Raw genomic sequence first — 20018 nt, 5'->3', positions numbered from 1 at the left:
GTGTGACGTCGCTTCGGAGGTCGACCTCCTCAGACGCTGCCCGTAGCGGATGTGATGTTCGCGCCATGGCTGCAGGAACTGAGCTCGTCCCATCTCTGAGGCGAGCTGTCGTCAACGCGACCATTCGCGGCCTGGATCTGGCGCAGCTGGTGAAGAAGCAGCCGGGAGGGGCCTATCTCCCCCGAGGACGCCATCGCGGCCGTGAAGGCGATGTCGAGGAAGGACGAGGCGACGTCCGGTACGGATGCGGCTGGCGTCCTCGGCGCAGGTTGTGTCGCGCACGAAGTGCAGCCGGTTTTCGATAGCCAGTGCGAGCGTGTCAGGTCGCCGAGCTGCTGCGGTGACGCCTGCGTCGAGGGCAAGTCGGTAATCGCGTCGGTCGTCTTGCGGGTGAGTCGGCCGGTTCCGGCGTTCGCGCGAAAGCGCGTGATCCGGGCGGCCTGGACCGCGCCGGGAAAGTCCAGCCCCAGCCCGTCAACGGTCAGCTCCCTGACGACCCGCAGTTCGCGCCGCCGGTCCCCGCGCGGCTGCTGGCCGCAGGGCGAGCGGTGACCCGGCTCCAGGGCAGCGAGCGCAGCGCCGCGAATCGGGACGGGGTTGTTCTCGACCACCAGCAGGTAGTGCGCCTGCTTGTCCTGGGTGAGGAAGCGGACGTGCTCGCGCTGGGTGTGCGGCGCGTCGGCGGTGACGACGATCCCGGTCAGGTCGAAGGGGGCGAGCAGCCGGGCAAAGCCCGTGAGCTCGTTGGTCTTGTCCGGCACCCGTAGCTGACTGATCGTCTGCTCGTCGCCGGTCATCGCGGTCAGCAGATGTGGAGGCGGGACGTGCCCGTCGCGGGAACCGCGGGCACTCTTGCCGTCCACCGCGAGTGTGGTGGCCCCGGCCGAATCGCCACCGGTCAAGTCGGCCAGCCCACCTGGGCATACCCTCTCCAGCACCCGGCGGATGGTCGCGGCACCGCGATACGCAGCACGAAGACGCCGACGAGACGGGTACCCAACCGGGCCAGGGTGGTCTGCCAGGGCGGCAGCAGCGCATTGCCCGATCGCCGTGTACGAGCGGGCGGCGGCCACCGCAGACGCCACGATCAGCACCACACTCACGAACGGATAACGCACTCCCCGCCCACGACGCGGGTCCGGCAACCTGACCAGCCGCTCCGTCAGCGACATGCCCGCCACCCGGGTCTTGACGAGACCCGGGTGGCAGACTGACGGCGCATCGAAGCTCCGTTGCAGGCACACGACTTGGGAAGGTCATCCGCATCAACGGGGCTTCGTTGCGTCAAGCACGGCCACCCCGCCCTGCGACGCTTCAAGACCACGCGACTCCGCAACGGCCCTGCGCCGGGATCTGCCATGCTGAGCAGGCGGTTTCGTTTCGATCCTCACACCTTGGAGGTTCTGATGCGTGCAGGCGTCGTTGTCGCCGCGCAGCCCGGTGTGGAGGACCTCGCCGTGCGGGCCGAGGAGTTGGGCTTGCACAGCTTCTGGGTCAACGACACTCCGATGGTCCACGGCGATCCCTTCGTCGCCTTGAGCCTGTGCGCGAAGGCCACCAGCCGCATCAGGCTCGGCATCGGCGTGACCTCACCGGCGCTGCGCTCGGCCCCGGCCGCCGCGAGCGGGCTCGCCAGCCTCAACGCCCTGGCACCGGGCCGGATCATCTGCGGCGTCGGCACCGGAAACACCGCCCGGCGTACCCTGGGCATGCGGCCGACCACGCCGGTCAGGCTGGAGAACTTCACTGCCGCACTGCAGGACCTGTGCGCGGGCCGTTCGGCCGAGTATCGCGAAGGTGACCGGGTCCGCGACATCCGGTTCCTGCACACCGGAGGGCACGTGAACACCGCCGACCCGATCGAGTTCGTCGTGGCCGCGCTCGGGCCGCAGGCCGCCGCCGTCGCCGGCCGCCACGGCACCGGCCTCATCTCCTTCGGCCTGCTGGACCCCGCCGCCTGGCAGGCGCTGCACGACGCCCGCCGCCAGGCCGCCCACGGCACACCGCGCGAACCCGGCTCGCGCCCGGGCTCCTACGTGGTCACCTCGCTCCACCTGCTCGCCGAGGACGAGGATCCACACGGCGACGCGGCCCGGGACGCGACGGGCCACCTCGTCCTGTCGCTGCTGGCCTTCGCCGCGGACACTGCCGCCGACACACCCGCCTTCGACGAGCAACTCGGCCCCGAGGAACGCGAGGCGGTGCGGCGGCTCCTCGACCGGCGCGGCACCACGGCCACCGCGCCGGACCGGCACACCAGGCTCTACCCCAACTACCTTGGACGCATCGCACCGCAGGACCGGGACCTGGTTCTGCCCTCACTGATGAACACCCTGGCCCTGGTCGGAACCCGCGACGACATCCTCGCCCGCATCACCACCCTGGAACAGGCCGGCATCGAGGAACTCCTCATCCAGCCGGTGATCGACCCGCCCTCCGAGATGGCCCAGCTCGCGAAACTTCTCACCTGAGTGGAACCGACGGCCGCACGCCCATGATCTGCACCTACAAGATCGCCAAGGCGTTGCAATCGCCTCGCTTCCTCCTCCTACGTGGTGAACGTCCGCACCGGCTCGCTGAGTTGGACCAGGCAGCCACGTGGGAGGCCGGTGGCGGGTTCCTATTGAGGTCCACTCCTGGGTACCGGGCCGAACGGTAGATCGACGGGGCGCCGGTGCCCCATGATGGAGGCGCCCGTCCCGTCAGAAGCGAGGTGCCGCGTCGCGATGAATCGCAAGACCAGAATCCTCCTCGCGGGCCTGGCCTCCGTGGGCGGCGTCGTCGCCGGCGCCGGCCTGCTGCACAACCGCCGGCCTGATCGTAGGGAACACCTCCACGTCACGGTGTTCAGCGAGCCCGACTACATGGGCCGCAACGAGAGCCTGACCTGGGCCGGCGGCGAGCACGAGGTCGTCCCGCTCACCCGGATCCAGCTGCCGCGCATGGGCTCGGTCAGGCTGGAGAGGTTCGTGTACCGCTTCCAGCCCGAGGTGCGGCCACCGAACATGTACATCCTGTGGCACGCGCTCACCGAGCGCCCGGACCGCACGGATCCCGAAAGCGGCGTGGCCAGTTTCATCGCCATGCACCAACTCGCCGGCATGTTCTCGATGGGTTTCTGGGAGACGGTCAGCGAGTCCGAGGCGCGGTCAGGAGTGCGGCTCTGGGCCGGGCGCCCCGGCCATCCGCTGCCCGCGAACCACGAGGGGGACCCTTCCGGCAAGCCTGCATCTCCCGGTGCCCAGCCCTGGCACGACGTCCTCGCCAACACGCCTGACCTTGGCTCTTGGAGCACTCGCACCCGCTACCTCGAACTCGGCTACCACGACGCGAGCGGCCCTCGCGCCTGACCGGCCACCTGCCAAGTCTGCTCCCCCGGCCGCTCCCTCGGCAGTTGGCGACGCGGGCGGTCAGGCGGGTGATGCGGTCCACGCCGTGCACGGTGACACTCCGCATGCTGATCCAAGAGCTGGGCGACGACGACATCGAGAAGGTCGCGGTGCGGGAGCTCCGGCTGCCGCTCCGGCGTGAAGGCGCCCGGGTCCTCCCGGGCGATGATCGCCAGCAAGATGCAGACGAAGCCGTACGCGTTGCGGTAGTTGACCCGAACCAGGCTGCGGCGATGAACGTACATCCCAGGTACTCCCCCTCGTCCTGAGCTCGGTCCATCGGCAGCCTGCGGTGCCAGTCTGGTGCGCAATCCGGCGGCTTCCGGTCCTTGCTGGTGATCGGAGCTGGGTCCAGCGCCTACGACGCCCGCGACTTCCTATCCTGCTTTGGCCTCAGCCGCGGCAACCATCACACGGAAGCGCTGCATGAAGAGCGTCGGCCCGCTTCGCCTTTGGCGTCACGGGCCGACGGAATGCACCTCAGCCGCCCCAACTGCCGGACACACGCGGCCAAGGCCATCCGGTCGCTTCCGCGACACGCCTGGGCCGCGCCTTACGAATCCCTCCCGCATGCATCTCACGCCTGGCTGCGACGGTGGCCGCGGATCTGACCCGGTGCCCAGCGAACCGCCGACCCTGAGTCGTGGCCCACGACAGCGCAGCGACCCGTCCGGACTGCCGACGGGCTGGGGTTGCCGGGCCGGGCATAGCGATTGGCCTATACCAAAGCCTTGACAGTGCATTCCCGCCCTCCTTAAATCATGCAGTGAAATAAGTACCGTGTCATGCCCACGCCGAACGACCTTCCCCCACACAGCCGCTTCGTCGGCCGAGGAGAAGACATGCCTCACACTCCACGACGCCAACCCGGTGAATCGCCCGTGAGGCGGCTCGCAGTACGGCTGTTGGCAGGGCTTGCGATGGTGCTGGGACTTACAGCAGCCCCGACACCCGCCTCGCCCGCTGCTTCCGTCGCACCCCAGGCACCCGCCTTCAAAGTCATCGCCTTCTACAACGGCACCTGGGACGCCGCGCACATCGACTTCGTGAAGGAAGCCAACGAGTGGTTTCCGCGCACCGGAGCCCAGAACAACTTCACCTACACCGCGACGACCAACTGGGATCTCCTCGCGAACGGCGGCGTGAACGACTACCAGGTCGTCCTCTTCCTCGACGACGCGCCGGACAGCGCGGCACAGCGGGCCGGATTCGAGCGGTACGTGCGGGCCGGCGGCGGCTGGATGGGCTTCCATGTCTCGGCGTTCACCACGGACGCCGGATCGTGGCCCTGGTACTACAACACCTTCCTCGGCAGCGGAAACTTCCGTTCCAACACCTGGGGGCCGACGACCGCAGTGCTACGTACCGAGGACCGGACCCACCCGTCCACCACCGGTCTTCCCTCGACGTTCACCTCGGCGGTCAGCGAGTGGTACAGCTGGTCCAACGACCTGCGCACCAACCCGAACATCAAGATCCTGGCGTCCGTCGATCCGTCGAGCTTCCCTCTGGGTACCGACCCCAACCAGTCCTGGTACAGCGGCTACTACCCGATCCTGTGGACCAACACCCAGTACCGGATGCTGTACGCCAACTTCGGCCACAACGCCATGAACTACGCCACCAACACACGACTGTCGTCCACCTTCGACAGCCCCACCCAGAACCGCTTCCTCGTCGACGGGCTCAAGTGGCTCGCAGGCGCGAGTGGCACCCCCACACCCACCGACCCGATCTCGGACACGGCCTGGTACTCACTGGCCAACACCGCGAACGGCGCCTGCGTCGACGCCCGGGCGGCGGCAACGGCCAACGGCACCGCGATCCAGCAGTACACCTGCAACCAGACCCTGGCCCAGCAGTTCCAGTTCCGCCCCACGGACAGTGGCTACGCACGCATCGCGATCCGCAGCAATCCCCAGCAGGTCGTCGATGTCACCGGCGTCTCGACCGCCGACGACGCGCCCCTGCAGTTGTGGTCCTACGGCGGTGGCGGCAACCAGCAGTGGCGTCCCGTGCGGGAGTCATCGGGAAGCTACCACTTCGTCGCGCGGCACAGCGGCAAGTGCCTGAGCTCCACGGGCAGTTCGGCGAACGGCGTGCAGCTGGTGCAGCGCACCTGCAACGACTCGGCTGCGCAGTCCTTCCGCCTGGCCGAACAGCCCTGACGGGGGGTGATCCTGGCCCCGTCCGCCCGCCGACGAGTCGCCGTCGCGTCTCAAAGAGTCGGCGGGCGGCGGGGCCGTTTCCGTGAGGCGCGGTGGTCTCGCCGTGAGTCCGCAGTTCGCAACGACGCTGGGGGCGGCCGAGTCGTCGGTGACCAGAGTTCAGCCCTCAGGCAGCATCGTGGTCGCTGTGAGCGGCCAGCAGGTCCCGGTGGAGATCGTCGCCAGCCAGGACCGACGCCCTCGCCCCCCGCCCACGCAGCCACCGTCTGGGCGCCCCAGGATGAGCAGGACTGGCATACGCGTGTCGAGGGCGAACACAGCATGACGACCAGCCCCGACCGCACCGCGTGGATTCAGTATCACCATGGCCTCGACGGCGAGGCGATGTGGTGCACCGGAGCGAAGGACAACCAGGGCAACGTCTGGACGGCCAACTACTCGCCGAAAACTCCGATACACCCGGCGCAAGGGTTCTCGGCTGAACTCGCCAGCCCCAATCCCGTGATCGCCCGCGCGGACGCGTTCCGTTGAGCGCGCAGATCCGCACCTGGTCGGTCTCCGTCAAGCCCGCCCAGCTCATCGCATGGCAGCAGGCGCGGATCACGGCGACCCGCGCCGCCACCTGGGCCCGCAACAGCGCCCAGAATGCCCGGCCGCCTACAACGCCCGTCCCTACACCCCGGCCGGCGGCGCCCGAACCCGCCCCTGACCCGACGCCCCGTTCCAAGTACCTGGTGCCCGCACTCACCCCGGACACCATCCGCACCGCGACCGAAACCCGGTCTGACCTCACCGACTATCTGCGCGAGAATCCCGACCCGGTGAAGGCACTCACCCTCGTCGAGCCCCTCCTGGACGAGTACACGGGCCTGCCCGTCCAGCTCGCCGACACCCCGCGCGTCCTCCACCACGCCGTGCAGGATCCCCGAACACCCCGCGCAGTACGGCCACCGACCTCACGCTCGACGAGTTGCGCACAGCCGCCTGGGAGCAGACCCACCAGCACACTCTCCACTACGCCCTGGACGATGTCCGAAACCAGCACTCTGGTGATGGCCATGGCTGTCCTGGTCGAGCAGTATTGGCGCGAGATCAGCATGGGCCTCGTTCAACATGCCATCCCAGTACGGCACTTCGACCTCCACTCGGCCAAGACACCCTCCGGAGGCGCATCGGGAGACACTCTTGTTGGCCCCTCCCCATTCCGCCTCAAATGCCTCAAGCCCTATGCCGAGGCGGCCACCTGGCTACACGAGGAGGCCGAGGTCATCGACACCACTCACCTCAAGCCCGCCCAGGCCGCCCTACTGATCGCTGGCGCACCGCCGCTGGGGCGTGATGTGGACGTCGGTCCACGGCGAGGCTCCTCGTCCCGCGGAGCGGGCCGGCCCGGTGGGAGGGTCAGGCGGCGCGGCTCAGCATCACTGGGCCTGCGGGTATTGCGGTGCAGGCCGCGGTCGCGTGCACGTGACGGGCGGCGCGAACTGTGGCCGCGGCCTGCGAGCGGCTCCGCCTGAAGACAACGAGGCGCAGCACCGCGAACCGCGCGACACCGGCGAATGCGGAGGCGGACAGGTAGACGACTTGCTCGAGTACCACACCGGGTGCCGCCACCAGTTGCTGCAGGGCAAGCATCGCCACGGAGGTCACCGCATACGCGGCCGCCGCGGACCCAGCCGACTGCGCATGCTGGCGCCAGGTCGCGCGCTCGCCTGCGCCGAAGGTGAAGCGGGCATGCAACTCGGTGGCGAGGAGCGTGGAAGCCGCGGTGATCAGAGCGTTGGCCAGGCCCCAGTAGATCCAGGAGGCGAGGGCCGCCACGGCGAAGCTGGAGGCGAGCCCCACTCCGCCGCCGAAGAGTACGAAGCGGGCGAAGGCGGTGAAGGTGCCGGGTACCGCCTGCTGCTGACTCAGCGTTGTCTCCATAGTCCGACCCCCTTGAAGGTTCGCTCTTGTGTGCCGTGACCGTCTGATGGCATTCACCAACGCCATCCGACAGGCGGCGCCCGATGCGGGAGCTGATGATGCGTCAATCCGTCACGGTGTGAGCCGCACACGGATGCCCAGCGTCCGGTTCGCTCCCCGCAGCCAGCTGTCGAAGATCATGAGGCGGCCGACGATGCCGTACTTGCGCGCGATGAGTGAGCGGTAGCGGACGCCGGTAGCCGCGTCGGTGATCTCGGCGGTGGCCGGGACCGGATCGCCCGTCGGGTTGCCGCGCAGGTCGCAGGGGCCAACGAGGATGTCGCCGCGGGCCCGGATCCGCTTGACCTTCCAGGAGTCTGCGGGGGTCCGCACGCCCAGGGTGTCTCCGTCGCGCACCACCCACACCGGGGTGGCGACCGGGGTGCCGTTCTTGCGGTAGCTGGTGATCAGCATGTACTTGCCGGCGCCGAGCTGCTCCAACAGCGTGTCGTTCATGGCTCGTTTCTGCTCCTTGCTGCCGAGTTCGGGGTCGTCGGCCACCGGCGTGGCGTACTGCGATGTCACTTCGTGCATGGGGAGGCCTTCTTCAGTGGAGGTTTCAGCTCAGGGGCACGTCGAGGACGGCCTTGCGGTGACTGAAGGTCTCGATGGAGTAGCGGCCGTGGTAGTTGCCCATGCCGCTCTCACCTACACCGCCGAACGGAAGCGTCGGCACGGCGAGGTGGTGCATCGGCAGGCCGAAGTTGAGACCGCCCGAGGAGGTCTCGGCGGCGAGGCGCCGCTTGGTGGTGTTGTTCTCGGTGAAGGCGTACAGGGCGAGCGGCTTGTCACGGTCGTTGATGAACGCGATCGCCTCGTCCAGGTCCGCCACGGTCAGGATCGGCAGGATGGGGCCGAAGATCTCCTCCTGCATCACGGGCTCGTCGGGCCGGACATCGGCCAGCACGGTCGGGGCGATGTACGCGTCCGCGCGATCGGTCTGCCCGCCGGTGACGGGGTGGCCGGAGCCCAGCAACGCGGACAGCCGGTCGAAGTGCCGCTCGTTGATGATCCGTCCGTAGGCGCCGGAGGTCTGCGGATCCTCACCGAACTGCCCCTTGATCGCGACGACCAGGGCGGCCTGCAGCTCGGTCGCGGTGTCCGGGTCGGTCAGGACGTAGTCGGGGGCGACGCAGGTCTGTCCGGCGTTGGCGAACTTCGTCTGCGCCAGGCGCTGCGCGACCGTGGTGATGTCGGCGTCCCGGTCCACGAACACCGGTGGCTTACCGCCGAGTTCGAGGGCGACGGGGGTGAGGTTCTTCGCGGCGGCGGTCATCACGATGCGGCCGACGGTGCCGTTGCCCGTGTAGAAGATGTGGTCGAAGTGCTGCTCCAGCAGCACCGTGGTCTCCGGCGCGCCGCCCTCGACGACCGCGGTCGCGTCGGTGTCCAGGTACGCGGGCAGCAGCTCGGCCAGCAGTGCCGAGGTGTGGGCGGCGTATTCGGCGGGCTTGATGACGACGGCGTTCCCGGCGGCGAGTGCGCCCGCGACGGGCACGAGCAGCAGGTTGATCGGGTAGTTCCACGCCGAGATGACGAGGGCGACACCCAGGGGGTCGAACTGGGTGCGGGCGGTGCTGCCGGGGACGCCGGGCACCGTCACGGGGGCGGGCTGCGGGGCTGTCCACTCCTCCAGGTGCTCCAGGTAGTCGTCGATCTCGACGATCGTGGTGCCGATCTCCATGGCGTCGACCTCGGCGCGGTTCTTGCGCAGGTCGGCGTAGAGGGCGTCGGCTATCGCCGCGCGGTTGTCGGTGAGCAGGTCGCGCAGGCGGGTCAGCTGCTGTCGGCGCCAGGCCAGGGGCTTGGTGCGGCCGGCGCGGAAGGTGGCGCGCAGCCGGTCGACCAGCGCGGTGGCTTCGGCGGCGGTGAAGGTGTCGTCGAGGGTGAAGGCTGCCTTGGTGTCGGTCACGGTCGTGTCCTGTTCGGATCGGAGGGAGAGCCGGTCGGCATCGAGGGGAAGGAACGTCGTGGCCGGGCCGGTGTTGCGGTCAGGCCGTGACAGCCGTGCGTTCGGGCGTGGTCTCGCCGTCGCTCGACGGGGCGAGCGTGGGTTCGCCTTCGTCGCTCGACGCGGCGGGCTTTCCGATGGCGGACGACGCAGGCCTTCGGCGGATCGCCAGGCCGACCATGGCCACGCCGATGACCAGCAGGAACGCCATGCCCGCGAGGGCGAAGCTGAGGGTGTACTGGCTCTCGGCGGGCAGCGCGGGGACTCCGGCGGGCAGGTTGTCGAGCGTCTTCGAGGCGAGCAGCGAGGTGACGACCGCGCTGCCGATCGCACTGCCGGTGGAGCGGGAGATGGAGTTGATGCCGTTGGCGATGCCGGTCTGGTGGTGGGGAACACCGGCCACGATCAGGGCGGGCATCGCGGCGTAGCCGAAGCTGATGGCGACGCCGACGACCATGCCGGCCAGGATCACCGACGCGGTGGTGTCGTGGGCGAGGGTCAGCCAGGCGAACCCGACGACGCCGAAGACGGCACCGGCGGCGAGGGTGAGACGCGCACCGATGCGGCGCACCAGCACGCCTCCGAACTGTGCGGCGACCAGCGAGACGAGAGCGGAGGGCAGCAGGTAGACGACGGAGGCGCGCAGGACGGAGGCGCCGAAGCCGTAGCCGGCGATCTCGGAGGGCGTCTGGACGAGGTAGGAGACGCCGATGAACTGCGCGAACATGGCGAACCCGACGAGCAGCCCGGCGACGTTGGTGAACAGCACCGGCCGGTGGACGAACATCTTCATGTCGACCAGCGGGTCCCGGACCCTGCGTTCGACGACGACCCAGAGGGCCGCCGTGACGACGGCGCCGGCGAACAGGGCGAGCGTGCGGGCCGAGGTCCAGCCCCAGGTGTGCCCCTGCGAGATGGGCAGCAGGATCAGCACGAGCAGCAGGGCGAGACCTGCGGCGCCGAGCCAGTCGGTGCGCCCGCCCGTCCGGGTCCGCGGCGCGGGGACGACGACCGCAACCGCGATCAGGGCGGCGACGGCGAGCGCGGCGGCCAGCCAGAAGACCAGGTGATAGTCGGGGTCGGCACCCGTGGTCAGCAGGCCGGCGCTCACCAGGGCGAGGCCGCTGCCGAACCCGAGCGTCCCGCTGACCAGGGCCATGGCGCCGGGCAGCCGCGCGGGTGCGACCTCCTGGCGCAGCACGGACAGCGCGAGCGGGAAGATCGCGGTGGCGGCACCCTGCATCACACGGGCCACGATGAGCCACAGCATCGAACTCGTGGTCGCGGCAAGCACTGATCCTGCGACCATCACCACCAGCACGCCGAGCAGCGTCGGCTTCGTCCCGCGCTGGTCACCGAGGCGGCCCAGCAGCGGCGTGAACACCGCGGCCGACAGCAGCGTGGCGGTGGTGACCCAGCTGACCTGGGCCGTGGTGGCGTCGAGGTCGTTCTGGATGATGCCGAGGATCGGGATGACCAGGGTCTGCATCATCGACACGACCATGGCGGCAAGGCCCAGCACCAGGACGAGGCTGAGGCTGCCGGTGCGGCGTTCCGGCGCGGCGGCGAGGGAGGACTTCACGGTCTTCTTTCCGGTGGAAGGTTGTGGTCGCCCGAAGGGCGGAAGCATTGGATGGTCGAGGAGTCAAACCATTGAGGTACTCGATGCTTGAAGACATCAAATAATAAGACGCCGGTAGATGTCAAAGGTTGAGGTGTTCAAGCTTTGCGCGGTACTCTCGACGCATGCCACCCATCCCGTCCAAGGCGCAGCTCATGGAGCTGCTCGCCCATTCGGTCAGTACGCACTACGCCGACTTCACGGCCGCGGCCGCCGACATGGGCCTGACCTCCAGCCAGGCAAAGACCCTCACCGTGCTGCGCCGCGCGCCCGCCTCGATGCGCTCGCTGGCGACCACCCTCGCCTGTGACGCGTCGAACATGACCGGGATCATCGACCGGCTCGAAAAGCGTGACCTGGTCCACCGCGAGGTCAGCACCACCGACCGCCGTGTGAAGAACGTCGCCCTCACCGAGACGGGTCAGAAGGCAATCGACGCGATCCGTGAGCGTATGGAGCAGACGCAGACCGGCCTGGACAAACTGTCCGACGAAGAGCGCGCCGAGCTCTTCCGCCTGCTGACGGTCGTGTTCCCGCGCTGATGTGGGCAGGTGCCGTTCCGTCGAACACGGAGCGGTGACTGAATAGTCGAGACCTGTACGTCGGATGACTCGCGTTCGTGGGGGTGGCGGAGGCGATGACGGTTCTCATCCAGTGTCTGAAGCGTCACTGCGGTTACCGACGTACGGATCGGTCTCGACGTCGCCGATCGGCGAGGAAACAGTGATGGACCGGCCTCTTGGCCTCGTCCCGTCGGCGTCGCGGTGGTGGTGGCGCCGGCCGCGTCGACGGACCGACGGCGGTGGCATCGTGTTGTCGGTATGTTCGCCCGGCGGTGAGTGCAGGAACGTGTACGGCGTCCGCACCCAAGGACGGTCACTCGCGGTTCCGGGCGCCTTTCGCCGACAGCCACAGTGAGCCGAAGCCGAAGAGACGCTGGCGTTGATCCGCGAGGCTCGGCCCCGCGCAACCGTCGGTTGACAAGGGTCGGGTCGAGGTGGGCTGTGGCGAAAGTGGACTCAGCGGGCTCGCTCGTCCCCAGATGGACCCAGCGTTCGGTGGGGAGTCGTACACCCGCAGCTCGCCCTCGTCGTCGGTGATCTTCTCGACCGCCTCGGGGACTACGCGTTGCGGAGCCGGGTGAACGTCTGGACCCGCCCGACTCGCGGTAGCCGTCCTTGAGCGCGACCAGCTCCTGGCGCCGTCCGCCCGCGCGTACGCCGACAAGGACGAGTACGCAGGCTTGGCCTCTTCCGGGCGGACGTTGAAATGGATGCCGTCGACCCACGCACAGACGCGGTCGACCTACGCGCGGTCGCGGTCAAGAACGCGGCGTGGCCGGCCTGCCGCTGCGGGGTCAGGCGGGTGATCTCCGGATTCTTGCGGCACCAGGAGGTCTTCCATGTCGGTGGTGGACGAGTGAGGGATGCCTCAGTCGGGCCGAGTACTGGCACGAGGCCACCGGGGGGAGCTATCGTCGAGCGCAGTAGAGTTACCGGTCATCCTACCTAGCAAGGACTGCCACGGGGTTCCCGGTGCACGTCAAACAGGGATGAAGAATCTCCATGAAACCAATCCGCTCCCCCATTGGGGTCACCCCCGCAGGTGAGTCCCTCGCCAGCCTGACGCGTTGCGCCAGGGACCAGTTGGCCAGTTCCGAGCCGGTGCGCGACGCCCTGGGCGACCGATCTCGCGCGGCCCTGGTCGGGGTCAGCCTCTTGTGGGCGGCCGTCGAGTCGTCCAGATAGCCGGGCTGCCATCGGTCGATTGCCTCCTCGGGCGGGTGTCCGGCCGCCAGCGGTACGGCCCCCTCACGGCAGTAGGCGCCCTTGGTCACCAGATGGGACACGACCAAGTCCTCCTTGGAGGCGAAGGGCCGGCAGGAGGCGCCGCGTATTCCAGCGTCGACGTCGCCCTTCCAGCCCTCCCGCCTTCAACAGAACCGGCCACTGCACCACCAAACGGACCTCACCGCGCATTGCCCCTTCACGCCGACACGATCGAGCATCCGCACTCCCCGACAAGGGCATCGACATGACCACCAGCACCGCGCGCCGCACAGCCCGGCAGTGCCGTCTCTGCACGCCCTCGCAGGAGCCGAACGACTACACCCTGTTCCTGCGACAGTGGGTGCGCTCACCGGCCCGCATGGGGGCCATCGCGCCCAGCTCGCGGCACCTGGCCGAGGCGGTCTGCGCTCCGGTGCCCGAACGCGGTGAGCCCGTCGTGGTGGAACTGGGTGCCGGCACCGGGCCGTTCACCGCCGAGATCCAGCGCCGGCTCGGCGGACGCGGCCGCCACCTGGCCGTCGAGATCGATCCGCTCCTCGCCCAGCGTCTGCGCCACCGCCACCCGGGTGCGGAGGTGATCCAGCGCGACGCCGTTCATCTGCGCCATCTGCTGGACGATCGCGGCATCGAGCGCGCCGACGTGGTGGTCAGCGGCCTGCCCTGGGCCCTCTTTCCCACCCCCACCCAGCACCAGCTCATGGACGCGACAGCCGCGGTGCTCGCCCCGGCGGGGGCCTTCACCGCGTTCACCTACCTCCACGCCGTTCCCCTCACTCCCGCTCGCCGGTTCCGCGACCTGTTGGCCGACCGCTTCGAGGAAGTCGTCCCCAGCCGCACCATATGGCGCAACACACCCCCCGCCTTCGTCCTTCATGCACGCAGACCCCGCACGTGACCCCCTTGAACAAGGGCGGGCCTGACGCCACTTGGGGTCGCGATGGTGATCTCCCGGACAGCCTGTGTGAAGGTCTCGTGGGGCATCGCCGGCTCCTCGTCCAGGGGTAGAAGACGGCGGCGTAGTCGGCGAGGTCGACGTCCTCCAGCCTGATGGGGCGCCGGATCTCGCTGATGGAGGAGCCAGGCTGCCCTGCTCTAGGGCGGCACGACGCCGCCCGGCATGGCGATGACGAGCTCGTGGCCGGCGGCTGTGAACGCCTCGTAGGGGGTGACCCGGGGCCTCCTCGGCCCAGAAGCCGGTCGGGGCTCGGTGCCGTCCCCGGCGTCCGGTGGTCGGCGCCCGCCATCACAAAAGGATCTTCGACATGATGCCGTTTCTTCGAGCTCGGTTTATCGGGTGACGCCTCGCAGCTGCCGGCGCCCCAGGTTTCTGTACTGGTTACTGGGTCTCGGCCAAGGCAGTGAGAATCAAGTCGCTGACGGCCTTGGTGGACACGGGGATCTAGCCCGTGGTCAGGCGGCCGTCGCGCACGTCGTGCGGCTTCATCGGGACGGTGGAGCGCACATACTTGGCTCCCTTCGCGCGCAGTTCGTCCTCCAGGAGGAACGGCACCCTGCTCTTCACGGCGGCAAGTCTTTCCTCGACCGTCGCGAAGCCTGTGACAGTGCGGTTCTGTACGAGTGGATTCCCGTCGGCGTCATGAAGGTTGATGAGGGCGCAGGCGCCGTGGCGGACCGATGAGACGATGCCGCCCCCGGCGTAGATGGCCTCGGCTGTTCCTCGCAGGTCGGCATTGTCGGGAAAGTCCCACATGGTGCCGTGTCCACCCGTGAAGAAGATCGTGGAGTAGTCGTCCGGATCCTCGCCGGCAATAGAAGCCGTGGACTTCAGGGAGGCCATGAAGGCCGGGTCGGCTCGATAATTGCGAACCGTCTGGTCGGCGAACGACCGGCCGAGGCTTCGCGGGTCGAGGGGCACCTCTCCGCCCGCCGGGCTGACCACATCCACGGTGTGGCCGTCCTTGACCGCCTTGTCGTAGAAACAATGTCGGCCGACTGCGCATTCGGAACCGGGTGAGGAAGCACGACACCGACGCTGGTGGTCGATAGAACCCAGTGCTCTTAGGTCTCAAAACCAAAACTGCTGAAGTAACCGCGCCAAGGAAGAGACCGATGCCAGGTATCGATGCCCCGATGACTCTTCCCCGCCCTGGAGAACCCCCTGGGCCGCGAGCTGTTCGACCGCCGAGCGCAAGGCGTCACCCCGCTGTCCCACGCGGACGAACGACTGCCGGTAGCCATCGGGCTGGCCCAACCGCCGCTCGCGATCACCGTCCCCGACCTGCGCAGCTTCCTCACTGCCGTCGGCACCGGCGCCGGCGCCAGCTGGAGCGTCCTGCCCGGCTGTCTCTGCCAGAGCGAACTCACCTCCGGCGCCCTCCGGTCGCCGCACCAGCCGGAGGACCGCCGATCAACACCGCCTACCTCGTCCAACGCCCGGGCAGCTCCACCAACCCGAACGTGACACTCGTCCGCGAGCAGCTCCTGGCGGCGGCGAAAATCTGGCGAGCCGACCCCGCAACGCCGAGCCCAATTCGACGCATCGTGCCTCCTGCCGCTCTGCCGCCCGGGATCGCCGCCTCAGGCGGCGGCCACCACTCGTCTGGACCTGAGTGCGATGGAGTGCGCCCAGACGATGACGATCGGGAGGACGAACTCCAGGAGGGCGGAGGCGAGGAAGACTCCCGCCGGGCTGGGCATGCCGTCCCGGGCGAAGGAGACCAGCCGCCCGATGCCACCGAGGAAGATCGGGACGGCCAGGAAGTAGACGAGTACTCCCTGCCAGCGGATCGTTGCCGCCACCCAGGCGAACAGGGGAGCCCAGCCTACGTAGACGCCCGCCAGGAAGCGGTGCGCGTTGTCCGCGTCCGCCGTGCCCGCTGGGCCTCCCTGCGCCAGTTGTTGCAGGCCGTCTCCGAGCGCGATGGCAGCGGCCAGCAGCAGGCAGACACGGACGATGGTGTTGGCTGCTGTGACAGGGGTGCCGGCCGCCATCATGACTCCTTGCTTGTCTCGGAGTTGGCCCCGGTGTCGGTGTTCAGGCCTGCTCGGTGGGGCGTACGAGCAGTTCGGCGACGGCCACGTGCCGGGGGCGGGTGACGATGTAGCCGACGGTGTCGGCGATGTCCTGGCTCTGCAGCCGCTCGATGTCGCCGAGGGCGGCGACGATGTGCTGCTGGATGACGTCGGGGTTGTGCGTGCGCAGTTCGGTGTCGACGCTGCCCGGCTCGATGACCGACACGCGGACGTGCTGGCGTGTCAGTTCCTGGCGCAGCGCCTCGCTGAAGGCACCGACGCCGAACTTGGTGGCGCTGTACACGGCGGACATGGCGTAGGCGTTGCGGCCGGCGAGCGAGCCGACGTTGACGATGTCGGCGACCCGACGCGGCTCCTCGGCGGCGGCCTTGACCAAGTGGGGGACGGCCGCATGGGCGGTGTACATCAGGCCCATGAGGTTGATGTCGATCATGCGCCGCCAGTCGTTCAGGTCCGCACCGGGGGCGGGACCGAGCAGCATGAGGCCGGCGTTGTTGACCAGCGTGTCCAGGCGGCCCAGGCCGTTGACAGTCCGCTCGACCGCTTCCGCGGCGGCCTCGGCGGTGGTGATGTCAGCGGGCACGACCAGGGCCTTGCCACCGGCGTTGGAGATTTCCGCGGCGAGGTCGGTGAGCCGGTCCTCACGCCGGCCGACCACGGCCACCGACGCGCCCTCGCGGGCAAGCTCCAGGGCGGTGGCGTGGCCGATGCCGCTGGATGCTCCGGTGACAAGGGCGACGGTTCCTTCAAGACGACGAGTCATCGTTCAAGCCTTTCGATACGCGGCACGGCCACCTTGCTGCGAGCCGTGCGGGATAAGGGGGATACGGTCCTGCTGATGGGGCCGTAGAGGGGTGCAGGCCTCTCAGGCCCGGGCCGAGGGCACAATGGGGAAGTGAGCATCACTGGGAAGAAGACCACCAACGCCGGACATCAGGGGGCCAAGACCGTGGCAGACCTCCCGCCTCGCGAACGCCTCGTGCAGGCCGCGTCGCGGCTGTTCTATTACGAGGGCGTACGCGCGGTCGGCGTGGAACGGCTGATCTCCGAGGCCGGGGTGACGAAGGTGACCTTCTACCGGCACTTCGCCTCCAAGGACGACCTGGTCGTGGCCTATCTGCTGACCAAGGACGCCTACTACAAGGAGGTGGCCGAACCGCTGGCCGCCGGACACCCGCCCGCGGAGGCGATCGACCTGATCTTCGAGGCGATCGCCGAGCACGCCCGCGAGCGCGGCTTTCGCGGATCGCCGTTCCTGAACGCGGCCGCCGAATACCCGGACGCCGACCACCCGGTCCGCGCCCTGGTGACATCCCACCGGGACTGGATCCGCACCCTCTTCCAGGACCTGCTCACCCGGCTCGGCCACACCGACCCGGAGTCGGCCGCCGGTGCACTGCTGATGCTGTACGACGGTGCGATGGCAGCCGGCTACCTGGACGACTCGACAGCCGCCCACAAGACCCTGCTCGATGCGGTCCGGCTGATCCGGTCGGGAGGCTGACCCCATCGAGGCCGCGCGAAACACCGGCCCTCTGTTGGACCCCGGGCAAGCCGGGGCGCGGATTGGCTTCATGGAGCTCTTCATCTCTGTTCGACATGCACCGGGACCCACTGGCAGTTCCTTGCCCGGTTGGCAGTCCCGCCCGGAAGGCCGAGGCGTCTCTGTGAGGTAGGGTTACCGGTCATTCTACCTCTCGTAGATAACGCCCTGGGCGGCCACGCGCCAGCGGGGTGGTCCGTTTGTGGGATCCCCCACGGGCTGCTGCTGCCCGGAGGGCCTTGTCTGTCGCGGCGTCGAAGGTGAAGACCCACCCGGGCGGTGACGGAGGTCAGGCGTAGTCGCAGCGGACAGTTCCCGGCGGGATACCGCGGTGGACCAGGACCTCGTCAACAGCCTGGAGGGACGGCCAGGGCGGCAGCCCTTGCGGCCAGACCGGGAGCATCCCGGACGGATCAAATATCAAGGAGTTCCACCTCCGCGAGCGGCCTAGGGCAGAAGGCGCGGCGCAGGACGGCGGCGCGTCCGATGACGCCGGGCCCGAGCCTGTCGCGGACGTGGTCGACGGCCGCGCTGCAGACCGACGGCGTCCATCAGCTGGTGGGCGATCACGCGCAGGTCGTCGTCGGGCGCGGACGGCTCGGTGAGGCGCGGGTCTTCTCCAGGTTGCTGCCGCCGGCGAATGGAGCAGCGCGAACTCCATTGGCTTGAGGGTCGCGATATGGCGGGTGACGGTAGCCGCTTCGACGTGCGCCGGCACGCGGGCCAAGCCTCCTGGCACGGACGGAGGAAGTGCGCGCCATCGGATAGCTGGGCGCCGCCCTGGCCGACAAGGCCGAAAGCCGTGAGCCGTCCAGTCGTTCTCGGAAGTGGCGAGAGTCTGGCCACGAGTGACTAGCAGGCCGCTGCGGCAGTCTGAAGGGCGGCACCAAACGGTCCCGGCCACGGATCAGGCGGAGAGAAGTGGCACCCGAACAGGCGTAACCGCTCTGCCAAGTCATCTGGTGTCGCCGCCGGTCGTCGGCCGGGAGCCGGCGAGAACCCGGGGGCGCGTAGGCGTTGCTGCTCGTCGATCCCTGGCCGAGTCGACCACGTCGACCTCATACCGTCGGCGCGCTGATCTCCCTTTTGAGGATCTTGCCGCTGGGGCCGGTCGGCAGCGTGTCCACGAGCCACACCTCGCGCGGGTACTTGTACGCCGCCACCCGCTCCTTCACGAACTGCCGGAGCTCGTCGGGCGTGACCTGCGCCCTCGGGCGCAGCACCACCGCGGCCGCGATCTCTTCGCCCAGATGCGCGTGGGCCACGCCCACCACCGCGGCCAGCGCGACGGCCGGGTGCTCGTGGAGCACCTCCTCGATCTCGCGAGGGTAGACGTTGTAGCCGCCGCGGATGATCATGTCCTTCTTGCGGTCGACGATGTACAGGTAGCCGTCCTCGTCCTGGCGCGCGAGGTCACCACTGCGTAGCCAGCCGTCCGGGATGGTGGCCGAGGTCTCCTCCGGGCGGTTCCAGTACCCCTTCATCACGTTCGGCCCGCGAACGGCCAGTTCGCCGATCTCGCCGGGAGCCACGTCCTGGCCCTTGTCGTCGAGGAGCCGCACTTCCACGTCCCTGATCGGGGTACCGATGGACCCGGCCTTGCGCGGCCGGTCGGGGTGGTTGAAGGTGACCACCGGACTCGTCTCGGACATGCCGAAGCCCTCCAGCACCACGCAGCCGAAGCGCCGCTCGAAGCCGTGCAGGATCTCCACCGGCAGTGAGGCTCCGCCGGAGACGCACATCCGCAGCGTGGACACGTCGGCCTCGGACGGGTGCTGGAGCAGTGCCGCGTACATGGTCGGTACGCCCTCGAAGATCGTCGCCCGGTCGCGGGCGATGGCGTCCAGCACGGTCTGCGGGTCGAAGCGGGGGATCAGGGTGAGCGAGGCACCGGCGCGGACGGTCACGCTCATCGTGCAGACCTGGCCGAAGATGTGGAACAGCGGCAGACAGCCCACGACCACGTCCTGGGCCGTCATCCGCTGCACCTCGACCGCGTTGACCTCGGTGTTGTGCCGGAGCCCGGTGTGGGTGAGGGTGGCGCCCTTGGGGCGGCCGGTGGTGCCGGAGGTGTACAGCAGCACGGCCACGTCCTCACCGTCCGGCTCGCTCACCTGCGGCAGCGGCGCGTGTTCAGCCAGGAGGCCCGCGAAGGCGGCGGGCTCGACGGCCCTGTGCCGCACTCCGGCGGCGGTCGCCCCCTGCGCGCCCTCCCCCGGCGCCTGATGCCACTCGAAGAGCATCTGCGCGCCCGAGTCGCGCAGGTGGTACTCGGTCTCCCGGGTCTTGAGCAGCGGGTTCATCGGCACCACGACCGCCCCGGCGCGCAGCACGCCGTAGTACAGGACGACGAACTCGGGAACGTTGGGCAGCATCAGAGCGACCCGGTCTCCCGGCCGTACGCCCTCGGCCCGCAGCAGCGCGGCGGCGCGGGCGCTGCCTTCGTCGAGCTCCGCGTAGCTGGTGACCTGGCCGCCCAGTCGCAGCGCGGGGCGTTCCGGCTGCCGCCGTGCCGTCTCCACCAGGAACTGAGCCAGATTGGCCATGACCGCCTCCACGAATGTCACCGTCGAAATGCGCTGTTCACGTTGACGACA

17 protein-coding genes and 1 pseudogene are annotated in these 20018 nt (G+C 69.0%); 9 read left to right on the top strand and 9 right to left on the bottom strand.

Features of this window, described 5'->3' with window-relative positions; genetic code table 11:
- Window positions 1–29 precede the first annotated feature (29 nt).
- Window positions 30–1172 carry a transposase gene (locus ACFQ6S_RS05850; protein ID WP_383404059.1) on the bottom strand — a complete coding sequence of 381 codons (1143 nt, stop codon included), beginning with the start codon at window positions 1170–1172 and terminating at the stop codon, window positions 30–32.
- 234 nt (window positions 1173–1406) lie between these two features.
- On the opposite strand from ACFQ6S_RS05850, the gene ACFQ6S_RS05845 reads away from it, so the two are divergent.
- From ACFQ6S_RS05845 to ACFQ6S_RS05820, 6 genes and pseudogenes are all read left to right on the top strand, one after another.
- Window positions 1407–2471, top strand: a complete 1065-nt coding sequence (locus tag ACFQ6S_RS05845) for an LLM class flavin-dependent oxidoreductase (protein WP_383404056.1) — start codon at window positions 1407–1409, stop codon at window positions 2469–2471.
- 255 nt (window positions 2472–2726) lie between these two features.
- A complete protein-coding gene (locus tag ACFQ6S_RS05840; protein WP_383404053.1) occupies window positions 2727–3350 on the top strand; it encodes a hypothetical protein in 624 nt (207 codons plus the stop codon).
- 104 nt (window positions 3351–3454) lie between these two features.
- Window positions 3455–3658, top strand: a complete 204-nt coding sequence (locus ACFQ6S_RS05835) for a hypothetical protein (protein WP_383404050.1) — start codon at window positions 3455–3457, stop codon at window positions 3656–3658.
- A gap of 651 nt (window positions 3659–4309) precedes the next feature.
- Window positions 4310–5557 (top strand): ThuA domain-containing protein, encoded by a 1248-nt coding sequence (locus ACFQ6S_RS05830; RefSeq protein ID WP_383404047.1) that lies wholly within the window; start codon window positions 4310–4312, stop codon window positions 5555–5557.
- Window positions 5558–5878: 321 nt separating this feature from the next.
- Window positions 5879–6088: a DUF317 domain-containing protein gene (locus tag ACFQ6S_RS05825; protein WP_383404044.1), complete on the top strand. Its 210-nt coding sequence runs from the start codon at window positions 5879–5881 to the stop codon at window positions 6086–6088.
- 512 nt (window positions 6089–6600) lie between these two features.
- A pseudogene (locus tag ACFQ6S_RS05820) lies at window positions 6601–6879 on the top strand (ATP-binding protein); the annotation flags it as partial.
- Window positions 6880–6958: 79 nt separating this feature from the next.
- Here the strand turns inward: ACFQ6S_RS05820 and ACFQ6S_RS05815 are convergent.
- From ACFQ6S_RS05815 to ACFQ6S_RS05800, 4 genes are all read right to left on the bottom strand, one after another.
- Entirely contained in the window at window positions 6959–7483 is a 525-nt protein-coding gene (locus tag ACFQ6S_RS05815; protein WP_383404041.1) for a hypothetical protein, read from the bottom strand.
- Window positions 7484–7594: 111 nt separating this feature from the next.
- Window positions 7595–7978: a PPOX class F420-dependent oxidoreductase gene (locus ACFQ6S_RS05810; protein ID WP_383404346.1), complete on the bottom strand. Its 384-nt coding sequence runs from the start codon at window positions 7976–7978 to the stop codon at window positions 7595–7597.
- A 103-nt stretch (window positions 7979–8081) separates the two neighbouring features.
- Complete coding sequence (locus ACFQ6S_RS05805; RefSeq protein ID WP_383404038.1) at window positions 8082–9434, bottom strand: aldehyde dehydrogenase family protein; 1353 nt, start codon at window positions 9432–9434, stop codon at window positions 8082–8084.
- A 79-nt stretch (window positions 9435–9513) separates the two neighbouring features.
- Window positions 9514–11103 carry an MFS transporter gene (locus ACFQ6S_RS05800; RefSeq protein WP_383404035.1) on the bottom strand — a complete coding sequence of 530 codons (1590 nt, stop codon included), beginning with the start codon at window positions 11101–11103 and terminating at the stop codon, window positions 9514–9516.
- Between the two features lie 116 nt (window positions 11104–11219).
- Between ACFQ6S_RS05800 and ACFQ6S_RS05795 the strand changes: the two genes are divergently transcribed.
- Both ACFQ6S_RS05795 and ACFQ6S_RS05790 read left to right on the top strand, forming a co-directional pair.
- Window positions 11220–11636 carry a MarR family winged helix-turn-helix transcriptional regulator gene (locus ACFQ6S_RS05795; RefSeq protein ID WP_383404032.1) on the top strand — a complete coding sequence of 139 codons (417 nt, stop codon included), beginning with the start codon at window positions 11220–11222 and terminating at the stop codon, window positions 11634–11636.
- 1492 nt (window positions 11637–13128) lie between these two features.
- The gene (locus ACFQ6S_RS05790; protein WP_383404030.1) at window positions 13129–13779 is read left to right on the top strand and encodes a class I SAM-dependent methyltransferase; all 651 of its coding nucleotides are present in this window, start codon (window positions 13129–13131) and stop codon (window positions 13777–13779) included.
- Window positions 13780–14283: 504 nt separating this feature from the next.
- Here the strand turns inward: ACFQ6S_RS05790 and ACFQ6S_RS05785 are convergent.
- From ACFQ6S_RS05785 to ACFQ6S_RS05775, 3 genes are all read right to left on the bottom strand, one after another.
- A complete protein-coding gene (locus tag ACFQ6S_RS05785) occupies window positions 14284–14760 on the bottom strand; it encodes a type 1 glutamine amidotransferase domain-containing protein (RefSeq protein ID WP_383404027.1) in 477 nt (158 codons plus the stop codon).
- A gap of 662 nt (window positions 14761–15422) precedes the next feature.
- Window positions 15423–15836: a DUF4345 domain-containing protein gene (locus ACFQ6S_RS05780; protein WP_383404024.1), complete on the bottom strand. Its 414-nt coding sequence runs from the start codon at window positions 15834–15836 to the stop codon at window positions 15423–15425.
- 43 nt (window positions 15837–15879) lie between these two features.
- A complete protein-coding gene (locus tag ACFQ6S_RS05775; protein ID WP_383404022.1) occupies window positions 15880–16641 on the bottom strand; it encodes an SDR family NAD(P)-dependent oxidoreductase in 762 nt (253 codons plus the stop codon).
- A gap of 132 nt (window positions 16642–16773) precedes the next feature.
- Here ACFQ6S_RS05775 and ACFQ6S_RS05770 point away from each other — a divergent pair, with 132 nt between their 5' ends.
- Entirely contained in the window at window positions 16774–17382 is a 609-nt protein-coding gene (locus ACFQ6S_RS05770) for a TetR/AcrR family transcriptional regulator (RefSeq protein WP_383404019.1), read from the top strand.
- A gap of 1097 nt (window positions 17383–18479) precedes the next feature.
- Here ACFQ6S_RS05770 and ACFQ6S_RS05765 read toward each other — a convergent pair.
- Window positions 18480–19967, bottom strand: coding sequence for a long-chain fatty acid--CoA ligase (locus ACFQ6S_RS05765; protein WP_383404017.1), 1488 nt, complete (start codon window positions 19965–19967; stop codon window positions 18480–18482).
- Window positions 19968–20018: the final 51 nt, after the last annotated feature.

This window comes from Streptomyces sp. NPDC056479 (assembly GCF_042795335.1).
GTDB lineage: Bacteria > Actinomycetota > Actinomycetes > Streptomycetales > Streptomycetaceae > Streptomyces.
Note: the sequence above shows the minus strand (reverse complement) of the source record. Positions and strands in the feature narration are given on the sequence as shown.